Below are 15,022 nucleotides of genomic sequence, written 5' to 3' on the forward strand. Positions count from 1 at the left end.
TATTTCACGCGAAAAGTCACTCATATAAGTGGCAAGACGCGTAATGGCCTTTTTCAACTTCTTTGAACAATGGCCTTTTGTGCGCACATTGCTTCATTGCCGCCGGACAGCGTGTATGAAATGCACAGCCCGCAGGCGGATTCGCCGGGTTTGGCACATCTCCACGTAAAATGACACGCTCCTTGTGAAAGTCAACATCCGGAACTGGTACGGCTGATAAAAGCGCTTCAGTGTATGGATGCTTTGGATTTTCATATAGTTGCTCGCTGTCTGCCAGTTCCACAATCCTTCCCAAATACATCACTCCGACCCGGTCGCTGATGTGACGGACAACCCCTAAATCATGAGCAATAAATAAATAAGTTAAATCAAACTCTTCTTGTAGGTCTTTCAGCAAATTCAGTACCTGTGATTGGATTGACACGTCTAGGGCGGAGACAGGCTCATCTGCAACAATAAGCTTGGGACGGACAGCCAAAGCTCTTGCAATACCAATCCTTTGGCGTTGACCACCGCTAAATTGATGTGGATACCTCTTTGCGTGATAATCATTGAGACCAACGATTTCCAGGAGCTCACGCACCCTTTTTTTCCGTTCTTTTGAATCCGACATCCCGTGGACGATCAATGGCTCTTCCAATATCTTTTCCACCTTATGTCTGGGATTTAGTGAAGCAAACGGGTCCTGGAAAACCATTTGCATTTCTCTGCGAAGATGGCGCATTTCATTTTTTGAAAGGCTTGTAATGTCTTTTCCTTCAAAGTATATTTTTCCTTCTGTCGGTTCCAAGAGACGGAGCAACGTTTTGCCTGTCGTTGATTTTCCGCATCCGCTCTCGCCGACAAGCCCCAATGTCTCACCTTTCTTAATGAAGAAGGAGACATCATCAACAGCTTTCACCGATCCGATTTGTTTTCCGAATATCCCGCCATGTATAGGGAAGCTTTTCTTTAAACCCTCAACTTCCAATAATCGTTCTGTCATCCGCTGACTTCTCCTTTATTGCTTTCGTACAACCAACATTTCACTTTATGTACATCTGAAAGATTTAATAGATTAGGTGTTTCGGCAAAGCAGCGTTCATCCGCATGGTCACACCGAGGGGCAAAATGGCAGCCAGTTTGGATGGAGCCTGGCTTTGGTACATTGCCTTTAATAGAATAAAGCCGTTCCCTCTTCTGGCGCAAATCCGGTACAGACTGAAGCAATCCAACCGTATAGGGGTGTTTCGGATTTTTAAAAATCGTTTTTATGTCTGATTCTTCCACGATATGACCGGCATACATAACAATGACACGGCTGCACATTTCGGCCACGATACCCAAGTCGTGCGTAATCATAATAATGGCGGTATCCGTGTCTTTATTAAGCGCTTTCATTAAATCCAAAATCTGCGCCTGGATGGTAACATCAAGTGCAGTTGTCGGTTCATCCGCGATGAGTAATTCCGGATTGCAGATCATCGCCATCGCAATCATGACACGTTGCCTCATCCCGCCGGAAAGCTGGTGGGGATAATCATTGATCAACTGCTCCGCACGCGGCAGTCCAACTAACTTCAACATTTCAACAGCCCGCTCTTTAGCTTTCTTCTTCGGTAATTTTCGATGGATCTGAATAGCTTCGAGCAACTGGTCTCCGATTGTAAAAACCGGATTCAGGCTCGTCATCGGCTCTTGAAAAATCATGGCGATTTCATTGCCCCGAATTTCCCGCATTCGTTTTTCCGTCGCCAAAGTGAGGTTTTCCCCTTTAAAAAGGATCTGGCCATCCACATTCCCTGTCTGTGACGGAATAAGGCCCATAATGGACAAGGAAGTGACACTTTTTCCGCATCCTGATTCCCCGACGATGCCTAGGATCTCACCGGATCGAACATGAAAATCGATGCTGTTTACAATCGGTATTTCTCCATCATCTGTAAAAAAAGAGGTTCTCAGCCCTTCAACTTTTAATAATGCATTCTCCACTTCCTCGCTCCCTTCTGATGATGATTTACTATATTTCAAAAATATTATTACATTAATACGGAAAATTGGCAATATATAAAATAAATTGATATATGGATCATTTACTGTAATAGTACTTATTAGAGTATTCGATATTTATTCCATAAGTCCTTTTTATATGGAATTTTTAATGGAAAAATGTGAACATTGTCATACGGGTTTCGTTTTAATACAAGTCTTGATTTTTTTTTCTCACAAAATCACAAAGTAAAAAAAAACGGACAGCCCCATGATTATCACCCTCTTAGTAAACAGGTAAAAAATTAAAACCTGAACGCTTAAAGAAGGCATATCAATGAACTGATCCGTTATTTTAATGAACTTTATCTCCTTGGTTATTAAACAAGAGAAACTGCTTTATTTTTATTATAAAAAGCTAGGAAATTTTGAACGACTTGATCCAAGAAAGCAACTGTGCCTTCGTCAATGAGTTCTCCGGCTTCATTTATTTTTTCATGAACTGATCCGATATATACTTCATTACCTGGCAATAAAGCAGGTGATAAAGATGGATTTGAAAGGATTTCCCTTAAGTGGATCTGGGCACGTACACTACCCAACACTCCCATGGAAGAGCCAATGATAAATGCTGGCTTATCTTTGATCGTGAAATCCCCACCGCGTGATAACCAATCAATTGCATTTTTCAAAGCGCCGGGAATGGAAAAATTATATTCAGGAACTGCAAATAATACAGCATCCGAATCTTTTACATTGTCTTTAAACTCCTTGACATTAGCTGGTACATTACTTTCCAAATCTACTGAAAACATCTCAAGTTCATTAATGAATACAGGTGTGATATCCAGTTGCCCCGCATAACGTTTTTTCATGAATTCAACCAGCTTCAAGTTGAATGAAGTGGAGCTTGTGCTCCCAATAATTGCTTTTACTTTAACTGTCATGATGTCCAGCTCCTTATGTGAATGGTAATGATTATTTTTAAATGCTCAATTTATTATAGAATATATAAATTTAATTTTATAGTACGCACTTTCAAGAGACATAGTATAGAAAAAGATACTATTAGGAGTTGAATAGGATTTCTCACTCAAATTTCCCTTCACTTTCCAATGTTGATATGCTTGGGAATTTCTTCTGAGTATTCGTTACCAATGTTACGAGCTATAAATTTCCCCTAATCGTTACCGGTTGTTGTTTTTCTTCATACTGAACTTTCGCTTTACAAGAGTAAGTAGCATATCCGCGTCCAAACCATAATCCTGCTAAATATCCCTCTTCTTTTTATCAATAACGTCATTTAGGTAGGCCACCTAGAAATTTTTCAAGTTGATATGAAAGAGGATATAGGCTATTAGGTAATAAAATTAGATCTAATAGAAGTACACCCTTTAAAGTGCTATAGTATATATAAAGATACTTAAGAAGGGGATGCAAAAAGGTGGAAACAGAGTTGTGTAAAGTTGACGAGGCTTTAAGCATTTTAGTGGGAAAGTGGAAACCGATTATTTTACTGCACCTGTTCAATAGAGGCACCTTGCGATTCAGTGAATTGAAGAGGTTAATGCCCGACATTACCCAAAAAATGCTGACAAAACAGTTAAGGGAATTGGAAGAAGAAGATATTATCAACAGGGTTGTGTATCCACAAGTACCGCCAAAAGTGGAATATTCAATTTCTGATTATGGCAGAAGCCTTCAGCCTGTTTTGGATGTTATGCATGAATGGGGAAGCACCCACACCCAACATATGCAAGAAAAAAAGAGTTAAAAAAACCCTGGAACAGTCCAATTGGAGCCTTTGTTCCAGGTTTTTTTTCAATATTTGATTACATCGCTCTGCCTTGTTCAGGTTTAGAGCGCTTCTCTACAAAAAGAATACCGAGTTCGTGATGGTCACCTTCATAAAGCGCACATTGTTCAAACCGAATTTCCCCCTTCACGTCAAGCACCTCAAGCTTGCAATAAGCACGGTTTTTCAATAGCGCTTTATACAATTCATCCTTATTGGAAACCATCATATTGTTGCAAGACTTGATAATTTCTCCCGTCTTCAGTTCCAATTTGCTTGCCGGGGTTCCCGGGATGATGCCCAATATCATGATGCCTCTGTTGCGAGGTGTAAAATAATAGCTTGTATGGTTTTCCCTGAAGCGGTGTCTGTACGAAATCAGAAGTCGCCCGAGAATGGCGATGCCCGCAATAATCGGAGGAACAATCACTGGATAAAAGAAACCTGCTGCCGATCCGGCAAGAACGATCACAGCCAAAAGGATGACTTGTTTTCCCAGCCTTTCAACCGCTTGGCTTGGCAAGCTGCTCTGGACCTGGTTTTGGAAGCCGAGTGCAAAAGGGACAAGCATAAGTGAATACGACTCTGTTCCCCAGTGAATCACCGGCCACCAGTCAAACGGAGCCGTCAAAGGACCAGCAGGCAGAAAAAAGAATATTGGAAGCAGCCACACCCGTTTAATTTGAAGTGCTCCTATCGTCAGCCCTCTTTGACTTGTCCGAAGTTTAGGAGAAACATCCTTTAACCCGTTCTTTAACATAAGGATGCCTTCCAGTAAAAGTAGCATCCCTAGTAAAATGGGGATCCCGATTAAAAATTGACTGTTCTCTAATAAAGCATCTGTGTAAGGACTATGTAATTTGAAAAATGTGATAGTAAAAGCAATAAATATCGGAAGACCTACGGTGAACGCAGGTGAAAGCAGCCTGGCATTGCCGATCACACCCATTAGAATGGTAGTCATGGCAATCAATACAAACATTTCGAGGGGAATCGTAAATCCGGATATCAACGTTAAGATAGATAAGATCATCCCTGCCAAAAGTCCGGAAGGCAGCAGATGCCTTAATTCATGGAATTGGTCGTGGACTCTGACGTTAAAATCTGTCCTCTCCCTTTTTATTCTTATAAAACCGGCAAAAAGTACCAGGAGGATAGAAAAATATAAAACAGGATTCAGAAAAAGCCTGCCTACTCCCTTGGCTAATTCCATCAGCCATAATTGAACCATCTTGCAGCCTCCCTCTGGGATAAAATGATTACCTTTTATTCTATCAAAGATTTCACCAAGGAGGAATGTAAAATTACAAAATGCAAGTTTGTCATTCGTACCCGTACAAGGTCTCCCCGATAAAACGACAAGCTAAGTCATTATTCATGTTCGACAGTTCTATACTTTGGGATAAGAAAAACGGCAGGCTTAGCGTGCGTAAGCCTACCGAAGAATCAACTGCTGCAGAAACACAGGCACAAAACGCGCAAATTTGTGACCAACAATCAGCCTGACCAGTCTAATGGATACATATTTTCATTATTCGTAACATAGTGTACGAATCAAAATAACTAAGTTATACCTTACTTCATGGATTTTAATGCCACCTGGAGTTGAAGGTCATTTCGTTCATCCTGAATTTCCTTGATGACTGCCGCTTCCAGTTTTTCGGCGGTTCTCTGGTCAATTTTTCCTGTTACCGGCACTTTTTCAATCAATTGAAATGCCCGGACCGCGCGTTCCGTCTGGCCGTCGAAATACCCGTCCGTCCGTCCGGGACCATAACCGAGCCCTTTCAATAATTCTTGGGCAATTTTTACATTTTCATTATTCATATCACGGGTCAGGTCCTTTTCAAGTGTTAAAGAATGGGCATGGAAAAATGACGGCTGCTCAACCTCTATCGTTGGTTTGATTCCTTTTTCATGAATCCAGTTGCCGTCAGGCGTCAACCATTTGAACATCGTCAGCTTTATATTGCTGCCGTCTTCGAGCGGGATGGCCTGTTGGACCGTTCCTTTGCCAAAAGACTTGGTTCCCACCAAATCGTAACCTTCAACTTCCTTTAACGCACCAGCCAAAATCTCAGATGCAGAAGCACTTCCTTCATCAATCAGTACAGTAATCGGATAAACTTTTTTCTCTTCAAGGTTTGAGAAATAAGGATTCTTTTTCCCGCTTCTCTCTTCAATCTGAACGTATGGTTTTTTATCAGTAACCAATTGCTGTAAAATATCCTCAACACTGGAGAGCATGCCCCCTGGGTTGCCGCGGACATCGATAATGAGGCCTTCCATTCCCTCTTTCTCCAATTTGTTCAGTTCGCCTGAAAACTCACGTGCTGTTCCTTCTGCAAAAGAGGTGATCTCTATATAACCAACTTTTTTGTCTCCATTTTCTTTCATATCGGAAAATACGGTCACAACCGGTACTTCTTCACGGGTGATTTGCACTTCAAACGCCTTGTTTGCCCCTTTGCGCAAAATTTCCAATTTGACAATCGTTCCCTTTTCCCCGCGAATTTTTGTGGTAGCTTCATATAAATCAAGCCCTTCTACCGATTCCCCGTCAATCTTTAAAATTTGATCCCGCGGTTTGAGACCCGCTTTTTCAGCTGGTGTATTTTTAATTGGTGCTACAATGACCAGCTTGCCTTCTTCAATAGTGACCTGGGCTCCTATTCCATCAAATGATGAATCGAGACTATCATTGAAGCGTTCCGCTGTAGCTGCATCCATGTAGACGGAGTACGGATCCTTCAAAGTCCCGATCATCCCCTGGATGGCACCCTGAACAAGCTGCTCGTGATCCACTTTTTTAACATATGATTTTTGAATCAGTTGATAAGCCTGCTCTATTTTTTCAAGATTGTCCGAAACCACAGAGGAATTTTTTGTGCTTTGCTTTTCTTCAATTGGATTATTTTTTTCATTGGATTCTTTCCATTTCATTCCTGCATATGTCCCGCCCGCCCCTAAAAACAAAGAGCAGGCGACAATCATAGCCAGCCATTTTTTGTTCATCGTCTTCCTCCTCAACCGGTTCACCTTACTTCAAAATCTATGCTGAGAAAGGACAAGTTATGAGAGTTTTTCAAGTCGTGCTATGATGGAAAAAACATGTAGAGGCGGTTTGCATCATGATTATCAGAGAACGGGCGAAGGAATTTGTCATGATTGAACAGCATCACCACGCAGAGATTTCGGGTCAATTGATGAGTTGCTGGAAAAGGGATTTGCTTAAAACGCAAGCAGCGTTGAAATCGGTGTTATTTGCCATTTACCAGCATGACTGTGGATGGAAGCTCGCAGACAAGGAGCCGTTATGGGATGACGGAAAGTTATCCCCATACTCGTTCACCAATTTTCCCATACCATTAAAGATACTCATTTATCAGTATGGAATCGACGAGGTCGCCAAGATAGATCCCTACTCCGGATTATTATGCAGCGAGCATTACACTAGGTTCATGTTGCACGATGAAACAGAAGAGGCCAAGACTTTCGTTCAAAGAGAAAAGGAGCGCCAAGAACAGCTGATTGAATCCCTGCCTCGATTCGACCCCGCTTTATTCGAATTCCATTACGGATTGCTACAACTTTTCGATAATCTTTCGTTGTTTATGTGTTTAAATGAACCCGGAATGAACGAACATTCTTTTTTTAGGAACGGCCTCCCACTAGCTCCTGCACTTAATCTAAAAAGGAAGATGAATATCCGGTGGACCAATCAGAGGGCGATTCAAATTGAGGATTTCCCGTTTGCGAAGGCGATCACAGTGACGATAAAGCAAAAAATCGTTCCAAAAGAGGATATTTTTATAAAAGGATTGAATGAGAGCTACAAGAAAGCTCATTTAGATCGATTTTCAATCCAAATAATACCATGATATAAAATGATTTTTTGGATTCTTTCAACGTGGGAATAGCATTTTCTTTATCGAAACCGTGGCTTTCCCCCTAAATCATCTCCTATATATACAATCAGATACAAAAAAAGCCGACGTGCATCGCACGACCGGCTTTTTTAATTACGATAAGAAGCTTATTTTGCTTGGCCTACCGCTTCAACTGCTTTTTCAATCGCTTGGGCAAGATCTGCAGTGATATCTTCAACAGATTCCAACCCTACCGCCAATCTAATTAGTTCTTCTGTTACACCTGTATCTTTTAATTCTTCTGCACTTAACTGTTGATGAGTTGTTGATGCAGGATGAATAATCAAAGATTTCGCGTCACCAACGTTCGCTACGTGTGACCATAGTTGGACATTGTCAATGGTTTTTCTGCCAGCTTCTCTTCCGCCTTTAATCCCGAAATTCACGATTGCTCCAGGTCCTTTTGGAAGATATTTTTTCGCCAATTCATGTGCAGGGTGGTCCTCCAATCCCGGATAGGAAACCCACTCAACCGCATCGTGTTTCTTCAGGAATTCTGCGACAGCTTTAGCATTTTCAATATGCTTTTCAATCCTTACATGCAAAGTCTCAAGTCCTTGCAGGAAAATGAAGGCATTATCAGGGCTCAAGCATGGACCAAAATCACGGAGAAGTTGTACACGAAGTTTTGTTGCAAAAGCTGCACCAGGTACATCGATTCCGTAGCGAATACCATGATAGCTTCTGTCTGGCTCCACAAAATCAGGGTACTTCTCGTTGTTCCAGTCAAATTTTCCGCTATCTACTACGACTCCCCCAATGGCTGTCCCATGTCCACCAATCCATTTCGTTGCAGAATGTACAACAATATCAGCACCATATTCAATCGGTTTGCATAAATATGGTGTGGCAAAAGTATTGTCGACAATCAATGGGATATTATTGTCATGTGCCACTTTGGCGACCGCTTCAACATCCAATACGTGAAGGCTCGGATTTCCAATGATTTCTCCGTAGATTGCTTTTGTTTTTGGAGTGATCGCTTTGCGGAAATTTTCCGGGTCTGTAGGGTCAACAAACTTTACATTGATGCCGTACTTTGGAAGCGAAATGGAGAACAGGTTGTACGTTCCTCCATATAGATCCGTAGCAGCTAAAATTTCGTCACCGGCACGGGCAATGTTCAAAATGGCAAACGCGATGGCGGCCATTCCTGAAGAAAGGGCAACAGCAGCTGTTCCTCCTTCAAGCTCGGCAACCCTTTTTTCAAACACGTCAACTGTCGGATTCATAATTCTTGTATAAATATTTCCCGTCTCTTCCAAGGCAAATAATTTTTGGGCATGTTCAGTATCATTGAATACATAGGATGTTGTTCTGTAAACAGGAACAGCACGTGATCCTGTAGCATCAGGCTCCTGTCCACCATGCAATAAAATTGTTTCCGGCTGATAATTTTTTTCTTGAGTCATTTTTTCTTCCTCCTTAATGATTTTTTAATTCGATCGGAAAAGTTGGTAATAAAACGACGCAAATTCTGTGCCGTTCAGGAAGGGGGAAGAGAAAACTAAAAGCCCTCTTCCGTATAAGAAGAGGGCCGATATGACGATTCCTCCCCTTATCTTCCAAGTCAATATGACTTGTAGGAATTAGCACCTTTTCAGAAAACTGAAGGTTGCCGGGCATCACAGGGCCTAATCCCTCCGCCGCTCTTGATAAGAGTATTACTTGTTGATTCATTTAATTTTATCAGCTCTGTCGAGCTCTTGGATATTACTATATACCACTGCTCTATGAACTGTCAATACAAAAATGAATTATTTTACAATTGTTTGGTTATCTCATTTCAGAAACGATATTTCCAATGGTTTCCTCATCCATCGGACCGATGATTTTGGTATGAATCTTACCATTCGTATCGATCATATAAGTCGTTGGAATGGTAATTACATTATATGTTTTACCAACTTCACCGCTTTCGTCCAAAGGCACCGGAAAAGTGAGACCGTATTCCTCAATGAAATTCTCGACCTTTTTCCTAACATTACCTCCTCTTTCGGCACTGGTTAAATTCACGGCTAAGATTTCCACATTGTGCTGCTCAGCCTTTGTTTTATAGTAATTTTCCATATGGGGCATCTCCGCTTTGCACGGCGGACACCAGGACGCCCAGAAATTCAAAATTACTTTTTTACCTTTATGATCAGATAGCTTTACAGTAGTGCCGTCAAGAGTTTCCAGTTCAAAATCCGGGGGCACGTCTCCTTTTTTCAGGCCGCTATTTTCTGTGACCAAGGTTTCCGATTCCGTTAAAAATTCCTCTTGGGCCACTTCCATTTCCTTCTTCTCTTGTACATCCTGAAAGATATTTACAACCACGATCCCCACAAGAAATACAAGGAGTGACAAACCGAATAATTTTTTGTTCATTGTTTTTTTCGACTTCCTTTCCATGCAGCCCAGCCAAGAATCAATGTACCGAACGTGTAAGTCGCCATTGGCACGGAAAGAATGTTTCCTGCCAATGAGTAAATCAGACCTTGAAAACAGGTGAATAACACAAGGATTTGAATGCTCCAAACTTTATCGGAAAAGTTTCTTCTCAACAACATTAAAAAGACGACACTTCCGATTAATTGGAATCCTGACAGCAGTATATGCCATTTATTTAATAAATAGTAGACAAGCTCATATACTGTAATGATCACTATCCACACTTCCATTAGGAGGTCCTTTTCCTGACTATCGAGTTTTTTTTCGGCAAAAAACAAATAAAGGAAAGCGATTGTGATTCCGAGCCAATACCCCTTGATCCCACCGTTAAAATAAACAACAGCAAACGGGTTACTATAGACAGTTTTAAATTGGAACAGGATAACACTAAGCTTCCATGTCAACAGAAAGATAAAAAAAGCGTTGCTGAAAATATCAGCCGCCATATTTTTCCGCTGCAGCCTTGTATACACATAAGCACAAATAAGAGCGGCAGAAATGGCCGCCCATGAAGCAGGAAAAGACAGTGAACCGATCGAGTACCATTTCATTATGATCCCCCGCTCTTTAATATATTTTATAGAATGGGAGAAAGCAGGCGGGAGATCGACTCTTTGAAACGGATGATTTTCGGTCTCCTCAAATATTGTCCGTAAGTTAACTCGCGGGATAATGAAGCATCTTTATCAAAAATATTGACAAGCTCCTGTACAAGTTCCTGATCATATAAAAAGGCATTCACTTCAAAATTCAGGCGGAAGCTTCGGACATCGATATTTGCCGTTCCTACACTTGCAATTTTCCCATCAGCAATCATCGTTTTAGCATGTATAAAGCCATTTTCATAAATAAATACTTTTGCTCCAGTCTTAAGCAGTTCCCCGACATACGAATACGTCGCCCAATAAACGAAGGCATGGTCGGGTTTATTGGGGATCATCAGCCTGACATCTACACCGGATAGAACGGCAATTTTCAAAGCATCCAGAACACTTGAATCGGGTATGAAGTAAGGAGTTTGTATAAAAATATAGTCTTTTGCAGAGTTAATTAACTTGATATACCCGTATTTGATCTGTTCCCATTCTGAGTCGGGGCCGCTCGAAACGATTTGTACATCTGTATCGCCGATCGGTCCGATTTCCGGGAACAGTCTGTCTTCATAACTGATTTTGTTCGATGAAGCTTGGTTCCAATCAAGGATGAATCTTGTTTGCATCGCAAAAACAGCTTTTCCGCAAATTTTTAAATGGGTGTCCCGCCAATAGCCAAATTTTTTGTTCAAACCGAGATATTCGTCACCAATATTGAATCCACCAATATATCCGACAGCCCCATCAATGATTGCAAGCTTTCTGTGATTACGGTAATTTACCTGTAAGTTTAAGTGAGGAAGGACAGCTGGAAAAAAAGCACTGACCCTCCCTCCCGCAGCAATCAATGGGCGGAAAAATTGCCTGGGAAGCCGTCTCGACCCCATTGCATCATAAAGGACCCGTACCTCCACACCCTGCTTGGCCTTTTCAACTAGGAGCGATAGCAGCTCGTTGCCGAGCCTGTCGTTGCGCATAATGTAATAAACGAGATGTACATGATCTTTCGCATCGCGGATATCGTCCATTAGCGAGTGGAATTTTTCATTTCCATCTGTAAAAATATCCACTTTATTATCCTGTGTCAGGACGGCGCTGTCATTGACAAGGAGCATGTAGATCAAATCCTTGTACTGCGCCGTTTTATTGTCATGGAAAGGAAAGTCTCCGCTTCTCAGCATTGTTATTTGGGTATCGGTAATTTCCATGATCCCTATTTTCTTTTTATCTTTCCATTCAAATATTTTTTTCCTGCTCAAATTCTGGCCGAAGATCAAATAAAGTACAAAACCTACTACCGGAATAAAAAATAAGACAAGAAGCCATGCCCATGTTGCACCGGCGTCCCTTCTTTCCAAAAAGACAACAAAGCCGGCAAGCACAATATTTAAAATGAGAAAAATACTTAATAAAGCCGTACTGATTGCAGCAATTGTCATCGTTTCGTTTCAACCTCTCAGCTCATTTAGATACACAGACAAAAACTCTCATCCATTTTACCATATAACTCCAACTGAACATATAAACTGTCATTCAATTCATTTTGTGTTCATTTTTTAGTATATCTTCAGATCCTTCAAAATTACAAGATACTGAATTTTTTACATTTGGATATATGAAACCAAAACCGAAATGTTTCGTACAACAATTATAAGAGTTTTTAATGAGCCGGCTTATAAGATCATAAACTCGTATGTATTTACATATTTGACCTTTAATGATTTTTTTGCTCTTCTATTTATTTATGTTGAGGGTGAGTATATGAAGAGAATATGTGTTTGTTTATTTATAGTACTTCTTTGTTCGGGATGTCTTGAGGAAAACCGTCAAAAGCAGCAGCCTGTTGAGGACGAAACGGCTGCTGAGCAGCCCCCGGAAAAAGAACCTGATCCGGTCATGCAGGAAGCGATCGACAGCTATAAAGGGATTGAAGATCCTGTTTTACGGAAACGAGTCCTGGAAGAATTGGGACTTGAAAAATACGCAGCTGACAAAACAAGACCGACAGCCGAAGACATGGAAAAGCTGGTCGTTTTCAGAGCTGACAACAGATGGAACATCACCTCCCTGAAGGGGCTTGAAGTTGCTTTCAATCTGAAAATGCTGAGTCTTGATGGCACGGGCATCAGCGATTTACAGCCAATCTCTCAACTGCCTTCCCTGGAAAAACTGTACCTGTCCGGAAATGAGATCAAAGATATCAGCCATTTATCAGGCTTGACATCGCTGCAGGCACTGACTTTATGCGGAAATGACATCGTAGACTTTTCTCCATTAAAAGAACTGGAAGGACTGCGAATATTGGGATTGGGCGCCAGCGGTTTAAATGATATTTCTTTTTTGTCCCATTTAAAAGCACTGGAAACCTTAAATTTAAGAGAAAATCATATTGCTGATATTTCTCCTCTATCCAAATTGACAGCTTTATCTAAATTAGATCTGTCCCATAATAAAATTGAAACAGTCGATGCCTTGGCAAATCACAAGTCTTTGACAACTCTCATTTTATCCAACAATGCCATTAGAGAAATCGATCCATTAGCGAATATAACTTCCCTGCTTCATCTGGACCTTTCCAATAATCCCATTGATGATTTCAGCCCAGTGGAGGACCTGGAACTACTTGAACTGATAAGATAGAGATTCCCTTGTGCCAATAATAAAAGTGAATACGATAATGGAATGATTGGTATAATTTTTGAAAATCATTCGATGTCAAAAGTAGAATCCCCAAAAAAACGGGAGAACACATAGCCTGAACTGGTCGCTTTACTTATATTGCTCTTACCTTTACCCCTGAAATGGAACGACAAAGGCGCATTCTCGGGCATGCCCATGATATGGAGTGCCATAGAAAGAAGAGCCCCATCCAGTTGGATGCGGCTCTATTTATTTCTAGAGATTTATAGGTTTATATAACCTGCCGGATTTACACGGCTTCCATTCTTAAAGATTTCAAAATGAAGGTGTGTTCCATCTCCGCCTTTTCCTGCTACAACATCTCCTGTGTTACCCATAGCTCCAATTACCTGACCCTTGGATACTTTGGTGCCAACTCCAACAGAGCGGCTGCTCATATGTCCGTAAAGTGTTTTATAGCCATTACCATGGTTAATGATAATAACATTTCCATAGCCACCCCAATTTCCAGGTGAACCAAATGTTGAAACCTCTACAGTTCCACTTGCTGCCGCTACAATCGGCGTACCTTTTCCTGCTGCAATATCGACCCCATTATGCATTGTACCCCAACGGTGACCAAATCCGGATGTAAATATTCCAGAAGCAGGACGTGTAAACATTCCTGAGCTTACTTCAGGCGTTTTACCTACAGGAGCGGAAGGCTTGTGGTATGTAGTAGTTACTTTACTTTTTCCTGGTGAAGACGATTTTGATGCTGTCTTCGTTCCAGATGAAGTAGATCCTGATGAAGTAGTCTCTGATGAATTGGAAGCTTCGTGTACACGTGCTGCCGCTTTAGCTTTCTCTGCTTCTTCTGCCTTTCTGGCTTCTTCTGCAATACGGGACTCCTCAGTACTAATCGCCCCTTGGATTTCTAACTGCTTGGCGTTAAGCTTTGCAATTTCTTTTTCCAGAGATTTCTTTTCATCTGAGATGCTTGCTTGTTCAGCCTTCACATTTTTCATTGCTTCATTTTTTTGTGCTTTTTGAGAATTAAGATCGGCTTTCAGGTCTTCCAACTCTTTAAGCATACCATTCAATTTTTCCAGATTCTTTTCGACCTTTGCCTGCTTTTCCTCTAGTGCATCTTTATCGCGCTGCTGCTCTTCCATGATTTCTTTGTCTGCACTGACAATAGTTGTTACTGCAGAAACTCGGTCAACAAAATCGCTAAAACTTTCAGCCCCCAGCAAAACATCGATGTAATCGACTGATCCGCCATTTTGTTGAATGCTCCTTGCTCTTTCTTTAAGAAGTTCACTTCTTTTTTCTATCTTTTGTTTCAATACTTCTATTTCTTTTTCAAGCTTTGCAATTTCTGCTTTTGTTTTTTCTATTTCCTGCTCTTTTCCTTTTATTTTTGTATTAGTAGTATCTATTTCCGTTTCCAGCTTCTTTACTTCAGCTTGCATATTATTAAGCTGGTTTGTCAAATCAGCCAGTGCACTTTCTTTCTGAGCTAAAGAATTGTTAATATCGGACAGTTCAGAAGCAACCTGAGACTGTTGGTCTTTTAAGTCAGATAGTGATGTAGCGGATGCCCCGCCGGCTAATGAGAATGTTCCTCCAAAACCTATGACGCCTGCTATAGTAATTGATAGTAATGAACGTTTCTTCAAGAA

General features: G+C 41.1%; 13 protein-coding genes and 1 riboswitch. Of the genes, 3 read left to right on the forward strand and 10 right to left on the reverse strand.

The window, feature by feature from the left end; translation table 11 throughout:
• Nucleotides 1–16: 16 nt before the first annotated feature.
• The 3 genes from C509_RS0107675 to C509_RS0107685 form a co-directional block, all read right to left on the reverse strand.
• A complete protein-coding gene (locus C509_RS0107675) occupies nucleotides 17–985 on the reverse strand; it encodes an ABC transporter ATP-binding protein (protein ID WP_018706334.1) in 969 nt (322 codons plus the stop codon).
• The gene (locus C509_RS0107680) at nucleotides 982–1,971 is read right to left on the reverse strand and encodes an ABC transporter ATP-binding protein (RefSeq protein WP_018706335.1); all 990 of its coding nucleotides are present in this window, start codon (nucleotides 1,969–1,971) and stop codon (nucleotides 982–984) included. Before C509_RS0107680 ends, C509_RS0107675 begins: the two co-directional genes overlap by 4 nt.
• 377 nt (nucleotides 1,972–2,348) lie before the next feature.
• Nucleotides 2,349–2,915 (reverse strand): NADPH-dependent FMN reductase, encoded by a 567-nt coding sequence (locus tag C509_RS0107685; protein ID WP_018706336.1) that lies wholly within the window; start codon nucleotides 2,913–2,915, stop codon nucleotides 2,349–2,351.
• A 497-nt stretch (nucleotides 2,916–3,412) separates the two neighbouring features.
• On the opposite strand from C509_RS0107685, the gene C509_RS0107690 reads away from it, so the two are divergent.
• Nucleotides 3,413–3,742, forward strand: coding sequence for a winged helix-turn-helix transcriptional regulator (locus C509_RS0107690; protein ID WP_018706337.1), 330 nt, complete (start codon nucleotides 3,413–3,415; stop codon nucleotides 3,740–3,742).
• 58 nt (nucleotides 3,743–3,800) lie between these two features.
• Here C509_RS0107690 and C509_RS0107695 read toward each other — a convergent pair whose 3' ends face one another.
• Nucleotides 3,801–4,994 (reverse strand): S1C family serine protease, encoded by a 1,194-nt coding sequence (locus C509_RS0107695; protein WP_018706338.1) that lies wholly within the window; start codon nucleotides 4,992–4,994, stop codon nucleotides 3,801–3,803.
• Between the two features lie 344 nt (nucleotides 4,995–5,338).
• Nucleotides 5,339–6,778 carry a S41 family peptidase gene (locus tag C509_RS0107705; RefSeq protein ID WP_018706340.1) on the reverse strand — a complete coding sequence of 480 codons (1,440 nt, stop codon included), beginning with the start codon at nucleotides 6,776–6,778 and terminating at the stop codon, nucleotides 5,339–5,341.
• Between the two features lie 116 nt (nucleotides 6,779–6,894).
• On the opposite strand from C509_RS0107705, the gene C509_RS0107710 reads away from it, so the two are divergent.
• Complete coding sequence (locus tag C509_RS0107710) at nucleotides 6,895–7,644, forward strand: DUF3891 family protein (protein ID WP_018706341.1); 750 nt, start codon at nucleotides 6,895–6,897, stop codon at nucleotides 7,642–7,644.
• A 155-nt stretch (nucleotides 7,645–7,799) separates the two neighbouring features.
• On the opposite strand, the gene C509_RS0107715 is transcribed toward C509_RS0107710, so the two are convergent.
• The 4 genes from C509_RS0107715 to cls form a co-directional block, all read right to left on the reverse strand.
• Complete coding sequence (locus C509_RS0107715) at nucleotides 7,800–9,104, reverse strand: O-acetylhomoserine aminocarboxypropyltransferase/cysteine synthase family protein (protein ID WP_018706342.1); 1,305 nt, start codon at nucleotides 9,102–9,104, stop codon at nucleotides 7,800–7,802.
• Between the two features lie 143 nt (nucleotides 9,105–9,247).
• Nucleotides 9,248–9,354, reverse strand: a riboswitch (SAM riboswitch).
• A 114-nt stretch (nucleotides 9,355–9,468) separates the two neighbouring features.
• Nucleotides 9,469–10,062 (reverse strand): redoxin domain-containing protein, encoded by a 594-nt coding sequence (locus C509_RS0107720; protein WP_018706343.1) that lies wholly within the window; start codon nucleotides 10,060–10,062, stop codon nucleotides 9,469–9,471.
• A complete protein-coding gene (locus tag C509_RS0107725; RefSeq protein ID WP_018706344.1) occupies nucleotides 10,059–10,676 on the reverse strand; it encodes a hypothetical protein in 618 nt (205 codons plus the stop codon). Before C509_RS0107725 ends, C509_RS0107720 begins: the two co-directional genes overlap by 4 nt.
• A 26-nt stretch (nucleotides 10,677–10,702) precedes the next feature.
• Nucleotides 10,703–12,157: a cardiolipin synthase gene (gene cls / locus C509_RS0107730; RefSeq protein WP_018706345.1), complete on the reverse strand. Its 1,455-nt coding sequence runs from the start codon at nucleotides 12,155–12,157 to the stop codon at nucleotides 10,703–10,705.
• A gap of 322 nt (nucleotides 12,158–12,479) precedes the next feature.
• On the opposite strand from cls, the gene C509_RS23615 reads away from it, so the two are divergent.
• Nucleotides 12,480–13,358, forward strand: a complete 879-nt coding sequence (locus C509_RS23615) for a leucine-rich repeat domain-containing protein (RefSeq protein ID WP_018706346.1) — start codon at nucleotides 12,480–12,482, stop codon at nucleotides 13,356–13,358.
• 263 nt (nucleotides 13,359–13,621) lie between these two features.
• On the opposite strand, the gene C509_RS0107740 is transcribed toward C509_RS23615, so the two are convergent.
• Nucleotides 13,622–15,019 carry a murein hydrolase activator EnvC family protein gene (locus C509_RS0107740; RefSeq protein ID WP_018706347.1) on the reverse strand — a complete coding sequence of 466 codons (1,398 nt, stop codon included), beginning with the start codon at nucleotides 15,017–15,019 and terminating at the stop codon, nucleotides 13,622–13,624.
• Between the last annotated feature and the right edge of the window lie 3 nt (nucleotides 15,020–15,022).

This window comes from Siminovitchia fordii DSM 16014 = CIP 108821 (assembly GCF_000374565.1).
GTDB classification, from domain to species: Bacteria; Bacillota; Bacilli; order Bacillales; family Bacillaceae_C; genus Siminovitchia; species Siminovitchia fordii.